Here is a 23,293-nt window from a genome sequence, read left to right as displayed (position 1 = left end):
CCATTTTCCTGTTCGCGCGTCCTCGCGCCTCCGGCGCTGCGGGCGCGCGGCTGGGCCGGGATTTCCTCGGAGCGAAGTTCTAGAAGCAGGTCAGGCATGGATAGCTCCTCACCCTCCCCTCGATGGGGAGGGTCGGCGCGTCAGCGCCAGGGTGGGGTGGCGGCGTCTCAATCTCAAGCGCCTTCGGCGTCTGACGGGCGAAGGTCTGATTTTCGTTCTTCCACCGCCGCATAGATCGTATCGAGCACGGAATCCAGTTCGTTTTTGATTTCGTGGTTCCAGAAACGGATGACACGATAGCCCTGACTTTCGAACCATTTTGTCCGAATTTCGTCGTGTCGTTGCTGACGATCGAAACTGTGGTGAGCGCCGTCCACCTCGACGATCAGCTTCAGGCGGTGCGAGATGAAATCAGGGAAGTAAATACCGACCGACGCCTGCTTGCGAAATGAGTGCCTTTCCACCGGGATGCGCCATAGGTGCCGCCACAAGGTGCGTTCTTCGTCGGTCATCGCCGCACGAAGCCGTTGCACCGACCGCAGTTTGAACCGATCGAGTTTCGGCATGAGAAGTCGCGCTGTCACCCCCACCCGCCGCTTCGCGGCGACCTCCCCCATCCAGGGGGAGGTAAAGAGGCCATAGCAACTCGGCTGGCCGCTGTCACCCTTTCCAGAAATTTTGGGCGTCCTGTCGGGACGGGATGATCCCACCCGTCCTTGGATCAAAGATTTCCATGAACCGAACGCAGCGCTGAAGCGACCCACGCTCAGGCAGAGAGCTATTGGCTGAACGACCATGAAAACGGTATCCAGACTTTTGCAAATCCTGGCGCTCAGCGCCTGCTTCACCGCTCAGGCCCATGGCGCCTTCTCGATGCCGGGCGTGCGCCAAGCATTGCGCATAATAGCCGGCCCGAGCGGCCATATTCTATCGCCGATCAACGCTTCCCTCGATTTGATGAGGGAGGGTGCCTGAGATCAGGCCGCCAATCCGCCGGCCTGCGTCTTCAAGAACGCCTCGCCACAGGCTTTCGCCAGATTGCGCACGCGCAGGATGTAGCTCTGCCGCTCGGTGACGGAGATCACGCCGCGCGCGTCGAGCAGGTTGAAGACGTGACTGGCCTTGATGCACTGGTCGTAGGCGGGAAACACCATGCGGTGCACAGGCAGATTGTCGTTCGATGCGGGCGCACCGGCATCGAGCAGTGCCTTGCATTCGGCCTCGGCATCGTCGAAGTGGCGCAGCAGCATCGTCGTGTCGGCGTATTCGAAATTGTGACGCGAATATTCCTGCTCGGCCTGCAGGAAGACATCGCCGTAGGTGACCTTGTCGGCGCCGTCGCGGCCGTTGAAATTGAGGTCGTAGACATTGTCGACGCCCTGCACATACATGGCCAGCCGTTCCAGACCATAAGTGAGCTCGCCCGCAACCGGCGCGCATTCGATGCCGCAGACCTGCTGGAAGTAGGTGAACTGCGACACCTCCATGCCGTCGCACCAGCATTCCCAGCCAAGGCCCCAGGCGCCCAGCGTCGGGCTTTCCCAATCGTCTTCGACAAAGCGGATGTCATGCAGCAGCGGGTCGATGCCGATCGCCGCCAAAGAGCCGAGATAGAGCTCCTGCAGATTGGGCGGATTGGGCTTCAGGATCACCTGATACTGGTAGTAGTGCTGCAGCCGGTTCGGATTCTCTCCGTAGCGGCCGTCCTTGGGGCGGCGCGAAGGCTGGACGTAGGCGGCGTTCCAGCGCCTCGGTCCAAGCGCCCGCAGCGTCGTGGCCGGATGGAAGGTGCCGGCACCGACCTCCATGTCGTAGGGCTGGAGGATCACGCAGCCATAGTCCGCCCAGTAATTGTGCAGAGTCAGGATCAGCCCCTGAAAGGAGCGGCTGGGATGCATATGGGCGGGGATTTCAATCGTCACGGTGGCCTCGGCTGCAAGGGCTGACTTGCGGCCCCGTCCTAGAGACACGGCGGCGAAGCGTCAAGCAAGGCGCGGGCGTCGCGAGGCATGTCGAAAGCTTTGCGAGCGGCTGGCCCATTGCCGGCGATGAGCACGTGCCTTCTGGTGAACGCTCACAACTCCGTCTCGCCAGACAACAGGTCAGCCATGCCCAACTCCATCACCGTCCGCCCGGTCACGCGCCAGGATTTCGCGCAATGGCTGCCGCTGTGGGACGGCTACAACGCGTTTTACGGGCGCTCGGGCGAGACGGCGCTGGCAAGCGAGATCACCGCCATGACATGGTCGCGCTTCTTCGACGCCTATGAGCCGGTGCATGCGCTGGTTGCCGAAAGTGAAGGACGGCTCGTCGGCCTCGTGCACTACCTCTTCCACCGCAGCACCACGGCGGTCGCGCCGAACTGCTATCTGCAGGATCTTTTCACCGACGAGACCTTGCGCGGCAAGGGCATCGGCCGGGCTCTCATCGAGGGCGTCTACGAGCGGGCGCAGGCGGCCGGTTCGGGCCGGGTCTACTGGCTGACGCACGAGACCAATCACACCGCCATGAAGCTCTACGACAGGATCGGCGAACGCTCGGGCTTCGTCGTCTACCGCAAGCTGTTCTGACACGGCTGCCAACGAAAACGGAGCCCGACAAGGGCCCCGTTCGCGAGCAACATCATTTCATCTTAGCCCTTCGGCGCAGCCGGTGCCGGCTTGACCTTGGGGGTTTCCTGCGCCGTGTTGGACTCGATCGGCGGCAGTCCCTTCATCAGCTTCTGCTGCAAGGCGGCAAGCACGTCGGGATCCGGCTTCAGGTCGCGCGCCTGGTTCCACTGGAAGGTGGCTTCCAGCTTGCGGCCGACGCGCCAATAGGCGTCGCCGAGATGGTCGTTCAGCACCGGATCTTCCGGCTTCAGCGACACCGCGCGTTCCATTTCGCGCACCGCGTCATCGTACCTGCCGAGGCGGAAATAGGCCCAGCCCAGCGAGTCGACGATGTAACCGTCGCTCGGCCTGAGATCGACGGCCTTCTGTATCATCGCCAGGCCTTCCTTCAGGTTCATATTCATGTCGACCCAGGAATAGCCGAGATAGTTCAGCACCTGCGGCTGGTCGGGCTGCAATTCCAGCGCCTTGCGGAAATTCGGCTCGGCCTTCGGCCATTCCTTCAGCCGCTCATAGGCGATGCCCCGCTGGTAGAAGATATTCCAGTTGGCGGCGGTCGGCGTCTTCAGCGCCTCGACGGCCTTGTCGTAGAGATTGGCGGCGGAACGGAAATCCTCCTTCGACGAATAGACCCCACCAAGCGCCAGATAGGCGCGCATGTCGTTGGGATGCTTATCGACGAAGGCCTTCAGATGCGTGATCGCCTCGTCATGGCGATCGAGATCGGCCAGGTTGAGGCCAAGCTGTAAGTCCGAAAGCTCCTTCAGCGGCGAGGTATCCGGTATCCGTCGGTAGAGCGCGATGGCCCCCTCGCCGTCCTTCAGCTGTTCGGAAACGGCGGCAAGCTGCACCAGGGCGGCATCGCTGTCGGGTTTCAGCGCCAGCGCATATTGCAGATAGAGCCTGACGAAAGGCTCACCGCCGCCGCGATTGAGCGCGGTTGCCAGATCGAGCAATATCTCGGAGGCGCCGTCGGATGGGCCGGCTATGAAGGGCGGGATCTTGTCGCCCTTGCTGATCCTGTCGCGCAAGGCGACAATTTCCAGCTTGCCCGGCGAAAACGCCTCGGCCTGGTCGAGCACCGATACCGCCTTGGCCGTGTCGCCCTTGCGGGCCAGGAACGAGGCATAGGCCTGCGCATTGCGCATCCATGTTTCGGGAGCCGCGCTGCCGGCGGCGGTGTCCTGCATGGTCGCGGCGTAGATCGCGTCGGCCTTCTCAGGCATGTTGGACGCGTCGGCGATCAGTGCGCGGTGGAAGGATTTGAACAGGCCGAACCAGTCCGGCCCCTGCAGCTTGTCGATGGATGCCATCGCCTCGCTGGGGTCGCCGGCGCCCTCTTGGGCCCAGCCGGACATGACGCCGGAGATCAGCCGGTCGAGATCGGATTCCAGCGACAGCTTCAACCAATACTGCGCCTTGGAAAAATCCTTCTTGTGGAAGGAATCGACCGCCAGCGCCAGGCGCGAGAACCGTTCGACGTCGGGAACTTCCTTGAGCTTGTCGGCATAGACAAGGGATTCGTCGAAGCGGCCTTGCGCGATCAGCGACAGCATCAGACTCTGCTGCAGGCCCGTATCGCTTGGATCGAAGGCCAGGGCCTGCTTGTAGTAGGCAATGGCACTATCCAGGTCGTTGTCACCCTCGGCGATCCGGGCAGCCAGATAGGCTCCCGAGAAAGATGTGATCTTCACCGGTTCGGTGGTCTGCTTGGCATAGGCCGGCAGCGCCGAAATCGCCATGCCCGTCACAAGTGCCAGCCTTGTCAGCCAGCGCGCACGTCCCTGCTGCATCGTATCCCTTTCAGCCAGGCGCCATCTCCGCGTCAGCGGGATCGACGTAGATTCGATCTTTCGGAGAAAAGCATGGCCTTTTTGGGGTCACGCTTCAATCCGCCTCGAATTCACAATCGGGTCACCCGATTAACAAACCATGCCGGCAAAGAACGGCTTTCAGCCCGAAACCGGCGCATCGGCGTCAGGAGTGCCCGGAAGACCGGAGGGCCGCAGGCGCGCGCCCTGATATCCGCCTGACGCCACCGCGCTGCACAGGCCGCTCCATTCACAGCCTCGGCAGGCCTCGCGCGTGAGGCCGGCCGAGAAGGCCTGCCGCATCCGCGCCAGCATGTCCGCACCGGGATCGAGGCGCGCACCGGCCCGGATTGGTCGCCCGAGCAAGGCGCCGGCATCGTGGGCGGCAAGCCGGTCCCGCTCGGCGGCGCTGTCCCGCAGGCAATGTGACTCCTGTTCATCCAGCAACGGTGCGCAGATGTCGTCCGGGCCGGACACGACCAGTATGTCCTCGCCCCGGCCAAGGCGCTGCGCGATACCGTCGTAGTTGGCCGTGAATGCGGGGCTGTATCCCTTGCCCACATAGGTGAGCAGGCAAAGGAGGTGATGAGCGCGCAGCCTTATCGTCACGGCTGGCGCTATTTCGCCTTGCCGCGCGGGAGCGCCATCAGCGTGGCGGCGCCAAGCGCCGACTTGAGCAGGCCACCGAGGACAAACGGCAGGAAGCCGAAGGCAACAGCCTTCTCGGCGCCGATGATGACGGCGAGCCACGCCGTGCCAAGGGCTAGGCACAGCAGGTTGCCGAGCAGCATGGCGGCAAAGGCAAGCACGACCCTGCCGCCGTTCCAGCCGCGCTCCGCCAGCCAGCCGACCAGTGCGCCGACAACCGGGAAGGCGAAGAGATAGCCGCCCGTCGGGCCAATGAAATGTTGTACGCCGGCAGCCCCGCCGGCCAGAACCGGGAAGCCGACCGCACCCTCGGCCAGCCAGGCGGCGATGGTGATCGCGCCCAGCCGCCAGCCGTAGAGCGCGCCGACCAGCGTCACGGCAAAGGTCTGCATCGTCACCGGAACCGGCACCATCGGCACCTGGATGTAGGAGGACAGCGCCAGGAACAGGGTGCCGAGCACGACGGCGCCCGCCTGCCAGCCGAGCGATCGCTCCTGAAGCCGGAGCGGGCTGAAGGACGGTTTTGCGGACGAGAACGCGATGTCGGTCATAGGGGCTCCCTTGGTCGATCCAAAATTATAGATAATTTTTGCCTTCGATCTATTATCGAAGCCACAATTTTCGGACGATGGCAAGGCATGCCTTGCGCAAGGCGGTTAGCCCACGATCGCGAAGGCCTCTCGCGTGGTGCCGGAGGCTGTCCTGACCGGCTTGCGGCCAATCCATTGCACGTGCCGCCCCAATGTCGCCGCGGCCGATTCGGTGTTGCCCTGCCGCAAGGCGGCCAATATCGCCCGGTGGTCCTGGTCGGTACGGGTCTCCCATTCCGAACGCCATGCGGCGAACAGGAAACGGGCGCTTGCGGCGTGCAGGTCATCGATGGTGGCGAGAAGACGCGACATGCCGCATGGCGTCAGGATCAACCGGTGAAAGGCGCGGTTGGCTTCTTCCCACGACCTGACGTCCAGGGATTTGTCGCCGGCCTTGCTGGCCTCCTCGGCCCGATCGAGAATAGCGGAGGTCAGATGCGGCGCCGCGTGGCGCAGCGCCAGCACTTCGAGCGCCGCCCGCATTTCGGCGACCTCCTTGACCTCGCCGAGGTCGAAAGCCGCCACGCGCACGCCGCGGCGCGGTTCGCTGACGGCGAGGCCTTGCGCCTCGAGGCGGCGAAAGGCCTCGCGCACGGGCACATGGCTGGTGTTAAACTCCTCGGCGACATGGTCCTGCCGCAACCGGGCGCCCGGCTCGATCGCGCCCGAGATGATGCGATCCGCCAGAACCTTGCCGATGCGCACCGCGATGGTGTCGTCCGTGCCCTTTGCCATGTTTTATAGATAATTTGCAGCCGGGCAGCTTGTCGAGGCGGCGGAGAAGGATTCACGGATTTCTCCCCAGCACGAGCCAGAGGAGAGCTGCGTGAAAGGCAGCGGCTCAGTTCACCCGGCTGATGCAGAAGTCGATGACGTCGATCAGCGCCGATTTCTGCGGCGTCGCCTCCAGCGGCGCCAGCGCGTCGCGGGCGATCTCGCCGAAATGACGGGCGCGCCCGATCGTGTCGGCGATCGCGCCGTGGTGGGTCATCAGCCCGATCGCCTTTCCGAGGCCGGCGTCATCGGTGACATTGTCCTCGATGGCCCGCTTCCAGAAGGTGCGCTCGGCCTTGCTGCCGCGCCGGTAGGCGAGAATGACCGGCAGCGTCACCTTGCCCTCGCGAAAATCGTCGCCGACATTCTTGCCCAGATCCTTGCTGGTGCCGCCATAGTCCAGCGCATCGTCGATCAGCTGGAAGGCGAGCCCGAGATTCATGCCGTAGGAGCGCAAGGCGGCGCGGTCGTTGCGCGTCGCCTGGGCGATGACGGGGCCGACCTCGGCGGCAGCCGAGAAAAGGGCCGCGGTCTTGGCCTTGATGACGGCGAAATGCTCGTCCTCGGTGGTCTCCAGGTTCTTGGCGGCGGCAAGCTGCATGACCTCGCCCTCGGCGATGATCGAGGCCGCGCTCGACAGGATGTCGAGCGCCTCCAGCGAACCGACATCGACCATCATGCGGAATGCCTGGCCAAGCAGGAAGTCGCCGACCAGCACGCTCGCCTGGTTGCCCCAGATCATGCGGGCCGTCTTCTTGCCGCGTCGCATGCCGCTCTCGTCAACGACGTCGTCGTGGAGCAGCGTCGCCGTGTGCATGAACTCGACCGATGTGGCGAGCTTGACGTGGCCCTCGCCGGCATAGCCGAACATCTGTGCGGCGGCGAGCGTCAGCATTGGCCTGAGCCGCTTGCCGCCCGACGAGATCAAGTGGTTGGCGACCTCCGGGATCATCTCGACATCGGATCCGGCCTTCGACAGGATCAATTCGTTGACGCGCCCCATGTCGGCCGCCGTCAGGTCGATCAGATCCTTGATGGAGGCGGGTTCCCGCTTTCCGTTTTCGATGTTGAGAACGACACCCACGACAAACTCTCCCGTCTGATGTAACGCGTGCGACGGCACCCTTAGTTCCGTTACGGACTCTAGGGCGGCGAACGCGGCCACGGCAAGTGGCGAATTGGCGCGGCTTCTCTGGTTTCGGGCCTCGCATGCGTTTACATGAACGCGGCAAACTGAGAGTTTCGTCCGATGATAGAGCTCATTCGCACCAACGACGCGGTCATCATCTCCTTCGTCGAATCGCTGATGCGCGATGCCGGCATCGGCTGCTTCGTGGCCGACCAGAATATGAGCGTGCTCGACGGCTCGCTCGGCATCCTGCCGCGGCGCGTCATGGTCGACGCCGACAAGGCTGACGCGGCGCGGCGCATCCTGACGGATGCCGGCATCGCCAACGAGATCCGCCAAAAATAATGTCCGCCGCGCCAGCCGCCCTCGCCCCGGACACGCCAGCCCACACGGTCGATGCCTTCCATCGCGGCCGGTTCTGGCTGGTGCAGCCCAAGCATGGCGGCCATCGCGCCGGCATGGACGCCATGATGCTGGCGGCTGCCGTGCCGTCCTCCTTCGGCGGGCGTCTCGCCGATTTCGGCGCCGGCGCCGGTGCCGCGGCACTTGCCGTTCTGGCGCGCTGCCCGACGGCCCGGGCCGTGCTGGTCGAACGCGCGCCGGAAATGGCGGCTTTCGCCGCGGCCACGCTCGCGCATCCCGGCAACGCTCACCTCGTCGACCGCGCTTCGGTGCTCGTCGCCAATGTCGCGCTTTCGGGCCGCGCCAGGACGGCGGCCGGCCTCGGCGACAATGATTTCGATTTCGTCATCATGAATCCGCCCTTCAACGCCGCGCAGGACCGCGCCACGCCCGAGCGCTTGAGAAAGGAAGCGCATGTCATGGAGGACGGGCTGTTAGAGGGCTGGATCCGCAGCGCCGCAGCAGTGGTCAGGCCGCGCGGCGGGCTTGCCGTCATCGCGCGGCCCGAGCAACTCGGTTCGCTTCTCGATGCGATCGCGGGCCGTTTCGGCGACGCCGAGATGCTGGCCGTGCATCCCCGCCCCGATGCCGCGGCGATCCGCATCATCGTCAGGGCAACGCTCGGGGCGCGCGGCAAACTCGCTATTCGGCCGCCTTTGATGCTTCACGCGCAGACGGGCGACGGCCCGTCGGAACGGACGGAGATGATCAACAACGGCCTCGCCTCCTTGTTCGGAGATTGAACACAACCTGGCCGCGATGGCCGCGGCATTGCCGTTGGCCTTGAAATTCCTACATGCTGGCAACCCATCGAGCGGAGATCGACCTCAGTGAAACGCCTTTTCAACCGCCTGCTGCCGAAATCCTGGCGTTCCACGGTCGTCACCATTCCGGTTATCCGGTTGCACGGCACCATCCTGGCGGGCGGCGGCCCGTTCCGTCCCAGCCTGTCGCTTGCCTCCACCGCCGGGCTGATCGAAAAGGCGTTTTCCTTCGATGCGCCTGCCATCGCCATCTCCATCAATTCGCCCGGCGGCTCGCCGGTGCAGTCGCGGCTGATCTTCAAGCGTATCCGCGACCTGGCGACCGAGAAGAACAGAAAGGTGCTGGTCTTCGTCGAGGACGTCGCTGCCTCGGGCGGCTACATGATCGCGGTCGCCGGCGATGAGATTTTCGCCGACCCGTCGTCCATCGTCGGCTCGATCGGCGTGGTCTCGGCTTCGTTCGGCTTCCCGGAGCTGATGAAGAAGATCGGCGTCGAGCGCCGCGTCCACACCGCTGGCCAGAACAAGTCGGTGCTTGATCCATTCAAGCCCGAGAAAAAGGAAGACATCGAACGGCTGAAGGCGCTGCAGCTCGAAGTGCACGAAACCTTCATCGATCTGGTCAAGGAGCGGCGCGGCACCAAGCTCAAGGACGATCCCGACCTGTTCACGGGCCTGTTCTGGACCGGCAAGCGCGGCCTGGAGCTTGGGCTTGTCGATGCGCTCGGCGACATGCGATCCGTGCTCAAGACGCGGTTCGGGGCGAAAACCCAACTCAAGCTGATCTCGGCGCCGCGCGGTTTGTTCGGCCGCTTCGGGCTGTTCGGCTCGAGCAAGGGATTTTCGGCGCCCGATATTGCCGCCGCTGCCACCGGGGGCGTGATCGATGCGGCGCAAGAGCGCGCTTTGTGGGCGCGCTTCGGGCTTTGAAAACCCGGCAAAACCGTCTAGCATGAACCTCGAAGTTCCATGCATGTCGTTTTTCTCCAGAAACCGCCTTTGGACGACATGCGCCAACCGACCCGACCGGCCGCCCTTCGCCGGCCCAGCGTGGGAGGAGTTTTGATATGCCGCAGATCATTTTCTTCGCCGTCGTCGGGATCGCCGCTTATTTTGGCTACCGCACCTTCATCCGCGAGGCCGAGCGTGTAACCGCCAAGGTGCGGCGCACCGAAAAGCAGACGGCAAACGGCGCGATGGGGACGCTGGTGAAGGATCCGAAGACCGGCGAGTACCGGCTGGCCAAGGACTGATCCTCATTTCACTCGCAATCGAGAGCCTGGAATCCGGCCAGCGCGTCCGGATATGGCCGGCGCCCGCCAAGATAAACCTCGCTCTGCATGTCACCGGCAGGCGCGATGACGGGTATCATCTGATCGAAAGCCTGGCGGTGTTCACGCGCTTTGGCGACAGGATCGAGATCGCGCTTGCCGAGCGAGACGATTTCAGCGTGTCCGGCCGCTACGCTCCGGATGTTCCCGTCGACGGCAGCAATCTGGTGCTCAGGGCGCGTGACGCGCTGCGGCAGGCAGCCGGTCCTCGCGGCACGCCGCCGGTCGCCATCAAGCTCGAAAAGAACCTGCCCGTCGCTTCCGGCGTCGGCGGCGGGTCGAGCGATGCGGCAGCAGTTCTGCGTGGGCTTGCGGCAAGCTGGCAACTCGACATCGACGATGTCGCGCTGGCGCGGATCGGGCTTTCGCTTGGCGCCGATATTCCCATGTGTCTGGCAGCCAGGCCGCTGATTGCACGCGGCATCGGCGAGGAGCTGTCGATCGTGCCTGATTTCTCGGCGCTCGGACTGGTGCTGGTCAATCCCGGCAAGGCGGTCTCGACCGCCGACGTATTCAACGCGCTGTCGCGGCGCGACAATGATGCGCTGCCGCCGCTGCCGCATGTGGTTGACTTCCACGGCCTGCGCAACTGGCTGGAGATAACGCGCAACGATCTCGAGCCGGCGGCCCGCGCCATCGAGCCCGCCATCGGCAAGGCACTTTCGGTGCTGAACAAGGCCGGGGCCGGTTGTGCCCGCATGTCGGGTTCCGGCGCCACGTGCTTCGGCCTGTTCGAGACCGGCAATGTCGCCAAGCGCGCGGCCGCGGACATCCGCGCCCGGCAACCCGACTGGTTCGTCGCCGCGACGCGCAGCATGACGGCGGAGGCAGATGCCCATGGCCAGGACTGACGAGAGCCGTTCCTTCATTCCGGTCCGCATCGCGGTGCTGACCGTTTCCGACACGCGCAGCCTTGCCGACGACAGGTCCGGCCAGACGCTGGCCGATCGCATCGCGGATGCCGGCCACATCCTCGCCGCCCGCGACATTGTCACCGACGACCGCGACAAGATCCGCGACAAGGTTCTGGCGTGGTCGCGTGACAAGGACATCGACGTCGTCATCACCACCGGCGGCACCGGCTTCACCGGGCGCGACGTGACGCCGGACGCGCTGGAGCCGATCTTCGAAAAGCGCATGGATGGTTTTTCCGAGGTGTTCCACCGCATTTCCTACGACAAGATCGGCACCTCCACGATCCAGAGCCGGGCGACCGGCGGCGTCGTCAACGCCACCTTCGTCTTCGTGCTGCCGGGCTCGCCCGGCGCCTGCAAGGATGCCTGGGACGGCATCTTGAAGGCGCAGCTCGACTACCGGCACATGCCCTGCAACTTCGTCGAGATCATGCCGCGCCTGGACGAGCACCTGCGGCGCGGCATGTCGGCTCCGTGAAAGCCGAGGCAAGGCGCTGGTTTCACGCCGCGTTTGCCAGGCAGAACACCGCCTTCGCCTTCGAAAGACCATTCCAAACCGGATGCGGCAGGACGTATCGTCTCGCGGCGGCGGCCATCGCCGTTGAAGACGGGCGGACGCGATGACAGTGCATAATGGCGGGTGCCATTGCGGCAACATACGCCTTCGATTTTCAACCGAGCTCGATCCATCGACAATCGAGGTTCGCGCCTGCCAGTGCTCGTTCTGTACCAAGCATGGCTCGCGCGCCGTCGCCGATCCGGACGGCAGGCTGGTCATCTCAGTCAAGGACATCCAGCGATTGAAGAAATACCGTTTTGGATTGGGGACGGCCGACTACCTGATCTGCGGTGAATGCGGTGTCTATACCGCCGCAATCGCCGGAGAGGACGATGCCAGGGCAATCGTCATCATCAACGCCCTGGACGATCAAAGGTCGTTCAGTCAGGAACCGATCCCGGTCGACTACGACGCGGAAAGCAAGGCAGAGCGTCAAGCCAGACGTCGTCTTCGCTGGATGCCTGTGGAGATGCGTTTTAGCGAATGACCGGCTCGCCGTGGAAGCGCCGGCGCGAGGACCGCGAGACACCGAAACCACTTCCATCATCAGCCGCGGCCGGCGCGCCGCCACCCGCGTGATCGGAAACTAGCTGCGCGTCACATGTGCAACGCACGTAGACAGAGCAGCTGCAAAATCATTTGGACAGGCGGTGCTCTTGTTTTGCCGGAGCGGCCCAGATTTCGGCATCCAGCCGGTTGGTCGCCAGGCCGCGTGCGAGGGCCTCGGCGCTGCCGGCTTTTTTCGACAAGGACGCGGCCTGGCGCTTGCTGATCAGCAGCCCGTCGGCCAAGGCACGGTTTCCCGAGAAGATCCGGGCCAGGAATGGCGCGCGGCCGGCGCGTGTGCGTGAAAACCGCGCCGCCATGGTTTGCCTCGCTGTATGCGCAACGACCTCGTCGATCCATCCGTCGACCAGCCGCGCGCCCGGTTCCAGCAGCAACAGCCAATCGCCTTTGGCGTGCCGGATGGCCGCCGCGACGCCGTCGGTCGCATACTGGCACCCGGCATGCTCGGCGACGCGATGAGTCTGGTCGGTGGAACCGGTGTCGCAGACGATGACCTCGCGCACCACGCCCTCGACCGCGCCGCCGATCAGCGTCGCCAGGGTGCGAGCGAGGCCCTCCTCGTCATTGTGGGTCTCTATGAGAACGGTGAGCATCATTTGCCGAATAGCGGAAAGCGGAACGCAGCGCCAGTTTTTGCGGCGCACCATAGAAAGTTCTTGCTTTGTTCTCGTTCGGCAAATAGGATTAAATTCATGAGCAGAGCGATTCGAAACAACATGGACAGTCCCTGGGAGCGGGCGAAGATGGAACCGATCATGCGCGCCGACATTGCCGCCTTCGGAGCAGGACGAGCCGAAATGGCCAATGCTATGATCGAGCAGAGCGGCATGCGCGTGCGTCCGGACCGCAACCGCGGCCGGTCGGCAGGCATCAACCCGTCCGGCCGGTTCGAGCCGGTCAGCCGGCATGTCTTCGACGATGGCTGGAACTCGCTGGAGGAACTGCCTCCCTTCAAGACCGAGGTGCAGGTCGAGAAGCCGCGTACCATAATCACCCGCAATGAATCGCCCGACATCTCCTTCGACCGCTCGATCAATCCCTATCGCGGCTGCGAGCATGGCTGCGTCTATTGCTTTGCGCGGCCGACGCACAGTTTCATGGGCCTGTCGCCGGGGCTGGATTTCGAATCCAAACTGTTCGCCAAGCCCGACGCGGCGCGCCTGCTCGACAAGGAACTGTCGAAGGACGGTTACCAGCCGCGAACCATCGCCATCGGCACCAATACCGATCCCTACCAGCCGATCGAGAAGCAGTACCGGATCATGCGCGAGATCCTCGAAGTGCTGGAGGCGCGCGGCCACCCGGTCGGCATCGTCACCAAATCCGCCCTGGTGACGCGCGATATCGACATCTTGTCACGCATGGCTGAACGGGGCCTCGCCAAGGTGGCGTTGTCGGTGACCACGCTCGACCGCATGCTGGCGCGCACCATGGAGCCACGCGCCTCGACGCCGGCCAAGCGGCTGGAGGCGATCAGGCAGCTTGCGGATGCCGGCATCCCTGCTTCGGTCATGGTGGCGCCGATCATCCCCGGGCTGACCGATCAGGAGATGGAACGCATCCTCGATTCGGCGCACCATGCCGGCGCACGCGAGGCGGGCTATGTCGTGCTGCGCCTGCCGCTCGAGGTCAGCCCGATCTTCAAGGACTGGCTGCTGCGCCACTATCCCGACCGCTATCGCCATGTGATGTCGCTGATCCGCTCGATGCGCGAGGGCAAGGATTACGATTCGGAATGGGGCAAGCGCATGAAGGGCGCGGGTCCTTACGCCTGGCAGATCGGCCGGCGCTTCGAAATCACCGCCAAGCGGCTCGGTCTCAATGCCGAGCGGCGCACGCTGCGGACCGACCAGTTCGTCGCCGCCGGCAAGGACCAGGAGCAGTTGATGCTGCTTTGAACGACCGCGGCTGTTTGCCGCCGTGGCGAAAAAATCCCGTCCGGCCTGCCCCGGCCTGCAGACGGTGCCCTCCCGGTCCGGCGCCCCACCCGACCCGGAGGGACTTGCGGAGAATCAGAGCCGATGCGAACCTCGCCGCAACATGGCTCGCGCGCGTTCTGATTCTCCGCCTCTCTTCGAAATCGTCGAGAAACCCGATTTCTCCTTCGAGACGAAGGCGATGGCCGAAGGCCTGTGGCCGGTCGCGGGGATGGACGAGGCCGGACGCGGCCCGCTGGCCGGACCGGTGGTGGCGGCTGCGGTCGTGCTCGACCCTGCCAACATCCCCGACGGCCTCGACGATTCCAAACGGCTCAGCCATTTGCAGCGCGAGGCGCTGTTCGTGCGCATCATCGGCTCCGCGCTCGGCGTGTCGATGGCCTCGGTCAGCGCCGAGGGCATTGACGGCAGCAACATCCTCAAGGCGAGCCTGGAGGCGATGCGCCGTGCGGTCGCCGGCCTGCCGGTGCAGCCGAAGCTCGCGCTTGCCGATGGGCGCGACGTGCCGCCGGGCCTGCCTTGCACGGGGCGCGCGCTGATCAAGGGCGACCAGCGCTCGCAATCCATAGCCGCCGCCTCGATCGTCGCCAAGGTGATGCGCGACCGCATGATGTGCGGCTGCGGCAGCCATCACCAGCACTACGGCTTCGAAGTGCATATGGGCTATGCCACGGTCCGCCATCGCACCGCGATCGAGACGCACGGGCCGGTGGCGCGGCTGCACCGCGTGTCGTTCGCGCCATTCAGGCTTGAAGGTGCCGAGGTGGTGGAAGAAGAGAGCTTCGCCGGGCTGGAGTGAGCCGGCAGCGATATAGCTGATCTCCCCCCTCGTGGGGGAGATGTCCGGCAGGACAGAGGGGGGCGCGAAAGATCGCTACCTTCCAGAACTACTTCTACTCACGCAGAAGTCGCAAGGCAGCGCAGGGATTGTCTGAGGGATTGTCTGACAGGCTGGCGGGACAGCGCCCCCCTCTGCCCTGCCGGGCATCTCCCCCACGAGGGGGGAGATTGGCAGCTTCTGCGCACTGCTCCAACAAAAAAGCCGCCAGGTTGCCCAGGCGGCTTTTGATTGTTCTGCGTCGGTCAAGGCTCAGTTCAGCTTCGCCTTCACATCCTGGAGCGCGGATTTGAACAAATCCGCGCCGGCCTTGGCGTCGATCTTGCCGGCGAGCAGCGTGCGAGCGGCTTCGACGGCAATGTCGACGGCGCTGGCGCGCACTTCGCCGATCGCCTCGCGCTCGGCCTGGCCGATCTTCTGTTCGGCAAGAGCGGTGCGCCGCGCGACGTAGTCCTCGGTCTTCTTGTGCGCCTCGGCGGCGAGCAGTTCGGCTTCGCGCTTGGCCGCGGCGACGATGTCTGCGGCCTCCTGCTCGGCTTCCTTGCGCTTGCGCTGGTATTGGCCAAGCAGCTGCTGGGCCTCCTCGCGCAGCCTGCGCGCCTCGTCAAGCTCGCTGCTGATCCTGGCGGCGCGGGCATCGAGCGCCTTGGCGATCAGGCGGGGCACCTTGATGTAGATGGCGATGCCCAAAAAGATGACCAGGGCGATCGTGGCCCAGAGCGTTGCAAGAGATGTGGCGTCCATGATGCGCTCCTCACCCGGCCACGGATTTGACCGCGGCCGCGATCTCGGCCTTGCTGGCCTTGCCGCCGACCAACGCCTCGACGATCGCCGAGGCAGTGTCCTCGGCGATGCTGCCGACTTCCTTCATGGCGTTGGCCTTGATGGAAGAAATGCGCGCCTCGGCCTCGCCGAGCTTCTCGTCGAGCGCGGCCTCGATCTTCTTGCGCGCGGTCTCGGCTTCCGCCTTGGCCGCGTCATTGGCCTGCTGGCCGATGGCGTTGGCGTTCTTCTTGGCTTCCGCCAATTCCTGCTCGTAAGCAGCAACGGCAGCGTCGGCCTCGCCCTTCAACTTCGCGGCCTGATCGAGATCCTGGCTGATACGGTCGTTGCGGACATCGATGATGCCGCCGACGCGCGGCACCACCACCCTCTTCAGGAAGAGGTAGAAGAGCCCGAACGTGATCGCCAGCCAAAGAAGCTGCGACGGAAACGTCGCCGGATCGAATGGCGGAAACATGCCATGCGCTTCGGCAGGTACGCTGGTGCCGGAATGCGTGTCGCCTTCCGTCGCAGCGTGGCCAGCCTCGGTGGCAGGCGCGGACTCTTGCGCAAAGGCAGATGTCACGAACATGGACTATCCCCTGATATCAGACCCGCCGCTCTCGCGGCCGGCCTGTCCAATCTTCCCATAGCTTAGCCAAATAGCGGCTCAGCCAAACAGGGGCTCAGCCGAACAGGGCCAGCAGCGCGATGAGAAGCGAGAAGATGCCCAGAGCTTCGGTCACGGCGAAGCCGAAGATCAGACGGCCGAACTGGCCATCGGCCGCCGACGGGTTGCGCAGCGCGCCCGAGAGGTAGCTGCCGAAGATGTTGCCGAGGCCAATGCCCGCGCCGCCCATGCCGAGGCAAGCGATGCCGGCGCCGATGTACTTTGCTGCTTCTACGTCCATTTGTTCAACTCCTTTGGATCTGAAATTCCGTTGCGATTCCATTCCGGCGGCAATGTTGGAAACTCTTGCGCCGGAAACTTTTGATTAGTGCCCCGGGTGCAGGGCGTCGTTGAGGTACATGCAGGTCAGCACCGCGAAGACATAGGCCTGAAGGAAGGCGACCAGCAGTTCGAGCGCGGTCAACGCCACGGCCATCGCCAGCGGCAGCACCGAGCCAGCGACGCCGACCGCGCCCAGCGCCGAGAGGCTGACCACGAAGCCGGAGAAGACCTTCAGCGTGATGTGCCCGGCGAGCATGTTGGCGAACAGACGAACCGAAAGGCTGACGGGGCGCGAGACGAAGGAGATCACTTCGATCAGCACCACCAGCGGCAGCAGGAACACCGGCACGCCTTGCGGCACGAACAGCTTGAGGAAACCAAGGCCGTGCTTGCCGAAACCGTAGACAATCACGGTGCCGATAACCAAGACGGCGAGGCCGAAGGTGACGATGATGTGGCTGGTGACGGTGAAGAAATACGGGAACAGGCCAAGCAGGTTGGCGACCAGCACGAACATGAACAGGGAAAACACGAAGGGAAAGAACTTCATGCCCTGCGTGCCGGCGGCGTCGCGCAACATGTTGCCGACGAATTCATAGGCCATTTCGGAGATCGATTGCAGCCGGCCGGGAACGAGGCTGCGGCTCGACGTCGTCAGAAACAGGAATGCCGCGGCGACGACCACGGTCGCGACCATGAACAGCGCCGAATTGGTAAAGGACAAGTCGTAGCCGCCGATATCGATCGGTATCAGCTTGTTGATATGGAACTGGTGGATCGGATCGACCTTGTCAGCTGCCACGTTCAAACCCCGTCAGTGCCGCATGCGGCCTTGTTACCATGCCGCCCGTCGAAAGGCGGCTATTTCCAAATGCCGCCTGAAGAGCGGTCACTTGCTGTCGTTGCGGCCAGAGCGCGATTTGTCGCCCTGTCCGAATTCCGCCACAACGCCTGCCGAACGCATGACATTGAGCACGCCCGCGCCAAAACCAAGCAGCAGAAACACGATCAGACCCCATGGCGATGTCCCCGCCAGACGGTCGATGATCCAGCCGATGGCGGCACCGACCACCACCCCGGCGATGAACTCGCTGGACAGCTTGAGTGCCTGACCGTACCCGGTCACTGGTTTCGCGTCTTTCCCCTCGAGCCGGTCCGGCCGTCTTGTCGCAAGCGATGCTTCAAGTTCACGCCGGCGGCGCTCAAGTTCGTCGTCGCGGATGGCGGCTTCGTGCTGCTTGCCGCGGCCGGTTTCTCCGGTTCCGCCTGGCCCAGTTTCATCGGCCATCGCAACCCCCCTGCCCGGGCAGACCGTCACCGTCCGTCCGCTTCTAAAGTCGCCGGCAACATAGTTAGAGGGTTTGCGCCCGTCAAGCCACGGGCGGAAGTTCGTTACCATGTATTTTATACAATGAAATCAATATAATAGAGAGGTGCGACATCGTGCCCGCCATGGCGGCGCGGACGCCTTGAGCGAATCCTCCGCGCGACGGCTCTTCGAGAGACCGCGCAGCCGCGCAAAAATATGGACGCCTATCGGGCGTTCAGCTCCAGCCGCCGCCATAGGTGCGGTAGAAGATATGCAGGCCGATCTTGGTCATCTTCTGCATCGTACGCGCCCAGTTGGGATGGACGTAATTGGCATAGTAATGGGTCGACGATCCGACTTCTGGAATGAAGACCTTGCCGGCGGTCACCGCCATGCCGACATCCTGCGCGGTCTTGTAGGCGACCGGGTTGTCGATGCGCTTCTTCCTGCCGTCGCAGGCGAAGGAGAACTGGCAACGGTTGAACCAGCTGTCGTTCTGGTAGACGACGCCGCAGATCGAATTGGGATAGGCCGGATTGCGGACACGGTTGAGGATGACCTGGGCGACGGCGGCCTGGCCGCGCACGGATTCGCCCCGCGCCTCGAAGTAGATGCCGTTGGCCAGGCATTTCTGCTCGGGCTTGGAGAAGACGCTCGCCGGAAGCGGATTCTGGATCCAAGAATGGTCGCCCTTGGCCATCGGCGGGATGAAACGGCCGCTGTTGGGCTCCTCGTCCTGGAGCAGGGCCTCGAAGGGCGACGCCTTGGCATAATCGGGCGCGGCCTGGGCATAGGCCGTCGCCAGCACATCCGGATGGTCATTATTGACCAGGGCGGCGAGCATGGGCGACACGCCGGGATCCGGCTTCTTGTCCTCACGCGCATGGAATGCCGCGGCGATCTGGATTTCCTTGCCTTTGATCTCGGGTTTGGCGAAAGCCATCTTCAGGCCGCTGTCCATGCTGGGCCGCAGCAGGGATGAGGTGCGCTCGAAGATCGAGCCGGCGTTGAAGTTCTTCGGCGGGGCGACGGGAGAGATCTGGACGATGCGGCCCTTCTTGTCGGCGCGCACGATGCGGTCCTCATCAGGCGTGGTGCTGACCTTGCCGCCCTTGCCGCGAAAGGAGACGGCGCCTACGCCGGGCAGGCGCACCCCCGATCCGGAGAGCGAACCCGTCACAGCGTCGTCGACAAACGGCATCTCGGCGGCATGGACCGATCCGGCGACGGATTTCTCGACATAGGAATTCCAGCGGGTCGGCGCCTCGAGGCCGGAAACGAGGCTCGTCATATCCTGGTAGGCGGAAACCGTCGGAAATCCGATCCAGATGCCGAGGCCGACGATGAAAGGTGCCACGAGGCTGCGTTTCTTCTCACCGGCGACGGCAACAAGGCGCGTCAAGACACGTCGATGCACGGAACTCTCTCCAGGAACGCTACTGACCCCACTGGAGAGCAAAATGATGCATTAACCTTGATGGGACGTTAACAGCTTCGATCGGGTTTTCCCGGTCGGCTCAGGCTCGTGGTTGCGAAGTGGGGCGGTTTTGCGGCGGGACGGACATGGAGGCCGGCCGCAGGAAGATGGGCCACGCGATCAACGCGCACGCCGCCGCCGACAACCAAACGCCGGGCCAGGACCAGAGATGCAAGAGCCCCGGAATGGCCACCGGAACCAGGAAGAAACCTATGAAAACGAAGCTGTTGGCCAGGCTGAGCGCGGTGCCGACATGGCCAGCGCCGGCAAGCGTGGCAAGCTCGGTGTAGGCGACGCCATGCCAGGCGGAGACCAGGATGCCTGCGACAATCAGCATCACGGGAAGCGTGGCCATCACGACGGGTTGGCCGCCTGATATGGTCGGGCTGGCCAGGACCAGCAGCCAGAGCAGCGTGAAGGCAAGCGCGCTGAGCGCACTGCACAGGCGCAGGAACGGCCGGCGGTTGCCGTGGCGGTCGGTGAAGCGGCCGCTCCAGACGCGCATCGCCATGGCGCCGGTCTGCACGGCGGCGAGGCTTGCGCTGGTGGCCAGGGTCCCCATGCCGGCGAAGTCGTGCAGGAAGACCGATGCGAAGGTGAGTACGGCCACTTGCGGAAAGCACAGCAGGCCGATGGCCGCTGCGATGCGCCAGACCTCGACATTGCGCAGCGGCCGGGGCCCGGCCAGAACAGTCGGCGCGGCCGAACCCTGCGTCGGCGGTTCGTGCAGCCACCGCCAGGCGAAGAAGGCGGAGATCACGGAGAAGGCGGCGAGCAGGCCATAGACCGCCGCGAAGCCATGCCTGGCGGCAAGCGAGGGCAGGACAAGAGCGCCCAGCCCGCCGCCAAGCGGCACCGCCGTCTGCCGGATGCTCATGGCGAATCCGCGCTCGCCTTCGCGGAACCAGCCCATGATGGCGCGGCCGCTCGAACCGTTGACGCTGCCGCCGAGCAGGCCGGTGACGAGCAAGGCAGCGGCCAGGACATGAACGCCCGGCTCGCCGGACGAGGATGGAACGATGAGCAACGCCATCAGGAACAGCCACGCCGCCGTGGCGCCGAGCCCGGTCAAAAGCACACGGCGATCGCCCCAGCGATCGGTGAGCAGGCCCCAGGGCAGTTCGCTGAGCGCAACGCCCAGACCGAGAAGGCCAAGCGCCAGGCCGAGCTGAGCATTGCCGAGATGATAGCCCTGCCGCATCAGCACCGCGGTTGCCGGTATGCCGGAGAAAGTAGCGGAAAAACCGGCATTGGCGGCGACGCCGATGCCCAGCACCTTCCAGCGGTGGTTGGGCGCGAAGGTCCTGGAGCCGGAGCCTTCGGCCCGTGGCGTCGACTGACAATCGGTGCGGGTGACGATGGCGGACATGGTTTCATTCCCGTTTGCGGCCCGGTGACCGGCCTTGACGGCGCATGTCTATCGCCATAGCTTTGTCCATAAAATCAGGAAGTTTTTGACGCACAATCCTAAAAAACGGGATTATCATGCGACGCGTGACATTCGACCTCGACGTCCTCAGAAGCTTCGTCACCGGAATGGAGCTTGGCAGCTTCGCCAAGGCGGCCGACCGGCTTGGCCGCTCGACCTCGGCGGTCAGCGCGCAGTTGAAGAAACTGGAGGAGCAGGCGGCGACGCCTATCTTCCGCAAGTCGGGACGCGGGCTGGCACTGACGGAAGCCGGCGAGACCATGCTCGGCTATGCGCGGCGGCTGGTCGAGCTCAATGACGAGGCGGCCGCCGCCATCCATGATGTCGAGCTGGAAGGCTGGGTGCGGCTCGGCCTGCAGGAGGATTTTGGCGAGGCGGTGCTACCTGACGTGCTCGGCCGCTTCGCCCGTGCCCATCCCAAAGTCAAGATCGAGGCCCGCATCGCGCGCAGCCATGAGCTCGCGGAGCGGATCATCTCGGGCAGCCTGGACATCGCACTTGCCTGGCACAGCGGCGCGACGCTGCCATACAGCCAGCATGTCGCCGACGTGCAGATGCGCTGGATCGGCCCGGCAAAGCGCATCGAGACCAGCCTGCGCCATGGCGAGCCGCTGCCGCTGGTGGCGCTGGAAGCACCTTGCCTGTTGCGCACGGTCGCAACCGAAACGCTCGACCGCGCCGGCCTGCCCTGGCGCATGGCCTTCTCCAGCCCGAGCCTTGGTGGCATCTGGGCGGCTGTGGCAGCCGGGCTCGGGCTGACGATCCGCACCGACATCGGCCTGCCGGCCAGCGTCAGCGCGATGACGCCGGAGATTGCCGGTCTGCCGGCGCTGCCCAGGATGACGCTGTTCCTGCACCGCAGGGATGCCGAACCCGAACCGGTGGCCGCCCGCCTCGCCGATATCCTGCTGGAAGCGGCGCGGCAGGCACTACCGGAGGGCGCGCGGACGGATGAGAACCTGCTGAAGGTCGCCTAGGCCCTGGTCGCAGCCCCTCTTCGTCATTCCAGGGTCTACACCGCGTCGAAGGGTTGGCACCCTTCCCCCGGACGTCAGCGCTTCTTGGCCCTGCCGGCAAAGGGATTGTCCGAAGTCCTCAACGCCATGCGGATCGGTACGCCCGGCATGTCGAAGGCTTCGCGCAGGCTGTTGGTGAGATAGCGGACATAGGATTGCGGCATCGCATCCGGGCGCGAGCACGAGACGACGAAGCCCGGCGGGCGCGTCTTGGCCTGCGTGACATATTTAACCTTCAGCCGGCGACCGGCAACCGCGGGCGGCGGATGATGCGCAAGAATGCCTTCCAGCCAGCGATTGAGCCTGCCGGTCGAGACGCGGCTGTTCCAGACCTTGTGCGTGCGGATGACGGCTTCCATGAGCTTGTCGAGGCCCCGTCCGGTCTCGGCCGAAACCGTCACCGCCTGCATGCCGCGCGCCTGCGGCAAAAGCCGTTCGGTTTTCTCGCGCAGTTCTGCCAACAGTTCCTGCGGATTGTCGATCAGGTCCCATTTGTTGAAGGCGATCACCGGCGCGCGGCCCTCGCGGATGATCAGGTCGGCAATCTGGAGATCCTGCTTCTCGAAAGGGATGGTGGCGTCGAGCACGATGATGACGATCTCGGCGAAGCGGATGGCGCGCAGGCCATCCTGCACCGACATGACCTCGAGCTTTTCATGGATCCTGGCCTTGCGGCGCATGCCGGCGGTGTCGAACAATTTTATGCGGCGGCCGCGCCAGTCCCAATCGACCGAGATGGAATCGCGGGTGATGCCGGCTTCCGGTCCGGTCAAAAGCCGCTCCTCGCCGATCAGTGCGTTGATCAGCGTCGACTTGCCGGCATTGGGGCGGCCGACGACGGCAATGCGCATCGGCTTGGTGTCGTCATAGGCCGGCACCTCGTCGGCGTCGGGATCGGCGATATCCTCGCCGATCAGCACCTCGCTGGAGGCGATCTCCTCGTCGTCGTCCTCATCCTCGCCAAAGGCTCTCGCCTCGCCAAGTGCGGCGATCACCGCGTCGCGCAGGTCGGGCATGCCTTGGGCGTGTTCGGCCGAGACCGGAACCGGCTCGCCAAGCCCGAGCTCCCAGGCCTCCAGCATGCCGCCCTGCGCGCCCTTCGCCTCGGCCTTGTTGGCGACCAGCACGACCGGCTTGCCGGATTTGCGCACGATCTCGGCAAAGGTCCGGTCGTCCGGCAACAGGCCGGATTTGGCGTCGACGGTGAAGAAGATCAGGTCGGCCTCACGGATAGCGATCTCGGTCTGCGCACGCATGCGGCCGGGCAGCGTCGAGGCGGCGGCGTCCTCGAAACCCGCAGTGTCGATGACGTCGAAATGCAGGTCGTAAAGCTTTGCCGCATGGACGCGGCGGTCGCGGGTGACGCCCGGCGTGTCATCGACAAGCGCCAGCTTCCTTCCCACCAGCCGATTGAAAAGAGTCGATTTGCCGACGTTAGGCCGGCCAATGATGGCGACTTTGAAGCTCATATG

27 protein-coding genes are annotated in these 23,293 nt (G+C 64.5%); 11 read left to right on the top strand and 16 right to left on the bottom strand.

The features are described from left to right. Positions 1-173: 173 nt before the first annotated feature. On the bottom strand, positions 174-848 hold the full coding sequence (locus FJ940_RS28685) for a DUF559 domain-containing protein (protein WP_246670982.1): 675 nt from the start codon (positions 846-848) through the stop codon (positions 174-176). A 129-nt stretch (positions 849-977) separates the two neighbouring features. Next, a complete protein-coding gene (locus tag FJ940_RS05775; protein ID WP_181165179.1) occupies positions 978-1,898 on the bottom strand; it encodes a glycine--tRNA ligase subunit alpha in 921 nt (306 codons plus the stop codon). A gap of 210 nt (positions 1,899-2,108) precedes the next feature. On the opposite strand from FJ940_RS05775, the gene FJ940_RS05770 reads away from it, so the two are divergent. Beyond that, complete coding sequence (locus FJ940_RS05770) at positions 2,109-2,570, top strand: GNAT family N-acetyltransferase (RefSeq protein ID WP_140498002.1); 462 nt, start codon at positions 2,109-2,111, stop codon at positions 2,568-2,570. Between the two features lie 62 nt (positions 2,571-2,632). Here the strand turns inward: FJ940_RS05770 and FJ940_RS05765 are convergent, their stop codons facing one another. The 5 genes from FJ940_RS05765 to FJ940_RS05745 all read right to left on the bottom strand — a co-directional run bounded on the left by FJ940_RS05765 (position 2,633) and on the right by FJ940_RS05745 (position 7,519). After that, entirely contained in the window at positions 2,633-4,405 is a 1,773-nt protein-coding gene (locus FJ940_RS05765; RefSeq protein WP_140564278.1) for a tetratricopeptide repeat protein, read from the bottom strand. 159 nt (positions 4,406-4,564) lie between these two features. Next, positions 4,565-5,032 (bottom strand): DUF1284 domain-containing protein, encoded by a 468-nt coding sequence (locus FJ940_RS05760; RefSeq protein WP_140564279.1) that lies wholly within the window; start codon positions 5,030-5,032, stop codon positions 4,565-4,567. 8 nt (positions 5,033-5,040) lie between these two features. Further along, the gene (locus tag FJ940_RS05755) at positions 5,041-5,622 is read right to left on the bottom strand and encodes a biotin transporter BioY (protein ID WP_140547325.1); all 582 of its coding nucleotides are present in this window, start codon (positions 5,620-5,622) and stop codon (positions 5,041-5,043) included. Between the two features lie 105 nt (positions 5,623-5,727). After that, positions 5,728-6,396 (bottom strand): GntR family transcriptional regulator, encoded by a 669-nt coding sequence (locus FJ940_RS05750; protein ID WP_140547324.1) that lies wholly within the window; start codon positions 6,394-6,396, stop codon positions 5,728-5,730. A 106-nt stretch (positions 6,397-6,502) separates the two neighbouring features. Next, on the bottom strand, positions 6,503-7,519 hold the full coding sequence (locus tag FJ940_RS05745) for a polyprenyl synthetase family protein (protein ID WP_140497986.1): 1,017 nt from the start codon (positions 7,517-7,519) through the stop codon (positions 6,503-6,505). Positions 7,520-7,684: 165 nt separating this feature from the next. On the opposite strand from FJ940_RS05745, the gene FJ940_RS05740 reads away from it, so the two are divergent. The 7 genes from FJ940_RS05740 (at position 7,685) to FJ940_RS05710 (ending at position 12,021) form a co-directional block, all read left to right on the top strand. Next, complete coding sequence (locus tag FJ940_RS05740; RefSeq protein WP_135901951.1) at positions 7,685-7,909, top strand: DUF2007 domain-containing protein; 225 nt, start codon at positions 7,685-7,687, stop codon at positions 7,907-7,909. Further along, positions 7,909-8,709 carry a methyltransferase gene (locus tag FJ940_RS05735; protein WP_140514767.1) on the top strand — a complete coding sequence of 267 codons (801 nt, stop codon included), beginning with the start codon at positions 7,909-7,911 and terminating at the stop codon, positions 8,707-8,709. The genes FJ940_RS05740 and FJ940_RS05735 overlap by 1 nt, the downstream gene beginning before the upstream one ends. 87 nt (positions 8,710-8,796) lie before the next feature. Next, positions 8,797-9,660 carry a S49 family peptidase gene (locus FJ940_RS05730; RefSeq protein WP_140514766.1) on the top strand — a complete coding sequence of 288 codons (864 nt, stop codon included), beginning with the start codon at positions 8,797-8,799 and terminating at the stop codon, positions 9,658-9,660. A 137-nt stretch (positions 9,661-9,797) separates the two neighbouring features. Then, the gene (locus FJ940_RS05725; protein ID WP_140497980.1) at positions 9,798-9,983 is read left to right on the top strand and encodes a hypothetical protein; all 186 of its coding nucleotides are present in this window, start codon (positions 9,798-9,800) and stop codon (positions 9,981-9,983) included. A 26-nt stretch (positions 9,984-10,009) separates the two neighbouring features. Then, on the top strand, positions 10,010-10,912 hold the full coding sequence (locus tag FJ940_RS05720) for a 4-(cytidine 5'-diphospho)-2-C-methyl-D-erythritol kinase (protein WP_140497978.1): 903 nt from the start codon (positions 10,010-10,012) through the stop codon (positions 10,910-10,912). Continuing rightward, entirely contained in the window at positions 10,899-11,453 is a 555-nt protein-coding gene (gene moaB / locus FJ940_RS05715; RefSeq protein WP_140497976.1) for a molybdenum cofactor biosynthesis protein B, read from the top strand. Before FJ940_RS05720 ends, moaB begins: the two co-directional genes overlap by 14 nt. A gap of 322 nt (positions 11,454-11,775) precedes the next feature. Beyond that, positions 11,776-12,021, top strand: coding sequence for a hypothetical protein (locus tag FJ940_RS05710; protein ID WP_140497974.1), 246 nt, complete (start codon positions 11,776-11,778; stop codon positions 12,019-12,021). A gap of 148 nt (positions 12,022-12,169) precedes the next feature. On the opposite strand, the gene FJ940_RS05705 is transcribed toward FJ940_RS05710, so the two are convergent. Beyond that, on the bottom strand, positions 12,170-12,694 hold the full coding sequence (locus tag FJ940_RS05705) for a glycosyltransferase (protein WP_140655905.1): 525 nt from the start codon (positions 12,692-12,694) through the stop codon (positions 12,170-12,172). 150 nt (positions 12,695-12,844) lie between these two features. Here FJ940_RS05705 and FJ940_RS05700 point away from each other — a divergent pair, with 150 nt between their 5' ends. Then, positions 12,845-13,999, top strand: coding sequence for a PA0069 family radical SAM protein (locus tag FJ940_RS05700; protein ID WP_140514951.1), 1,155 nt, complete (start codon positions 12,845-12,847; stop codon positions 13,997-13,999). 142 nt (positions 14,000-14,141) lie between these two features. Continuing rightward, on the top strand, positions 14,142-14,837 hold the full coding sequence (locus FJ940_RS05695; RefSeq protein WP_140497970.1) for a ribonuclease HII: 696 nt from the start codon (positions 14,142-14,144) through the stop codon (positions 14,835-14,837). Positions 14,838-15,128: 291 nt separating this feature from the next. Here FJ940_RS05695 and FJ940_RS05690 read toward each other — a convergent pair whose 3' ends face one another. The 7 genes from FJ940_RS05690 to FJ940_RS05660 all read right to left on the bottom strand — a co-directional run bounded on the left by FJ940_RS05690 (position 15,129) and on the right by FJ940_RS05660 (position 20,745). Beyond that, complete coding sequence (locus tag FJ940_RS05690; RefSeq protein ID WP_140497968.1) at positions 15,129-15,620, bottom strand: F0F1 ATP synthase subunit B; 492 nt, start codon at positions 15,618-15,620, stop codon at positions 15,129-15,131. Positions 15,621-15,630: 10 nt separating this feature from the next. Next, positions 15,631-16,230, bottom strand: coding sequence for a F0F1 ATP synthase subunit B (locus FJ940_RS05685; protein WP_140497966.1), 600 nt, complete (start codon positions 16,228-16,230; stop codon positions 15,631-15,633). A gap of 94 nt (positions 16,231-16,324) precedes the next feature. Beyond that, positions 16,325-16,549 (bottom strand): F0F1 ATP synthase subunit C, encoded by a 225-nt coding sequence (locus tag FJ940_RS05680; protein WP_140497964.1) that lies wholly within the window; start codon positions 16,547-16,549, stop codon positions 16,325-16,327. Between the two features lie 84 nt (positions 16,550-16,633). Beyond that, positions 16,634-17,392, bottom strand: a complete 759-nt coding sequence (locus tag FJ940_RS05675) for a F0F1 ATP synthase subunit A (RefSeq protein WP_140497962.1) — start codon at positions 17,390-17,392, stop codon at positions 16,634-16,636. A gap of 87 nt (positions 17,393-17,479) precedes the next feature. Continuing rightward, entirely contained in the window at positions 17,480-17,878 is a 399-nt protein-coding gene (locus FJ940_RS05670; protein ID WP_140558291.1) for an AtpZ/AtpI family protein, read from the bottom strand. 256 nt (positions 17,879-18,134) lie between these two features. Next, positions 18,135-19,316: a cell wall hydrolase gene (locus FJ940_RS05665; RefSeq protein ID WP_140655718.1), complete on the bottom strand. Its 1,182-nt coding sequence runs from the start codon at positions 19,314-19,316 to the stop codon at positions 18,135-18,137. Between the two features lie 100 nt (positions 19,317-19,416). Further along, positions 19,417-20,745 carry an MFS transporter gene (locus tag FJ940_RS05660; RefSeq protein ID WP_140655715.1) on the bottom strand — a complete coding sequence of 443 codons (1,329 nt, stop codon included), beginning with the start codon at positions 20,743-20,745 and terminating at the stop codon, positions 19,417-19,419. A 116-nt stretch (positions 20,746-20,861) separates the two neighbouring features. On the opposite strand from FJ940_RS05660, the gene FJ940_RS05655 reads away from it, so the two are divergent. After that, positions 20,862-21,782: a LysR substrate-binding domain-containing protein gene (locus tag FJ940_RS05655; protein ID WP_140497956.1), complete on the top strand. Its 921-nt coding sequence runs from the start codon at positions 20,862-20,864 to the stop codon at positions 21,780-21,782. 74 nt (positions 21,783-21,856) lie between these two features. Here FJ940_RS05655 and der read toward each other — a convergent pair whose 3' ends face one another. Further along, entirely contained in the window at positions 21,857-23,290 is a 1,434-nt protein-coding gene (der, locus tag FJ940_RS05650; RefSeq protein WP_140655712.1) for a ribosome biogenesis GTPase Der, read from the bottom strand. Between the last annotated feature and the right edge of the window lie 3 nt (positions 23,291-23,293).

Source organism: Mesorhizobium sp. B2-3-7 (genome assembly GCF_006442695.1).
Classification (GTDB): Bacteria; Pseudomonadota; Alphaproteobacteria; order Rhizobiales; family Rhizobiaceae; genus Mesorhizobium.
Note: the sequence above shows the minus strand (reverse complement) of the source record. Positions and strands in the feature narration are given on the sequence as shown.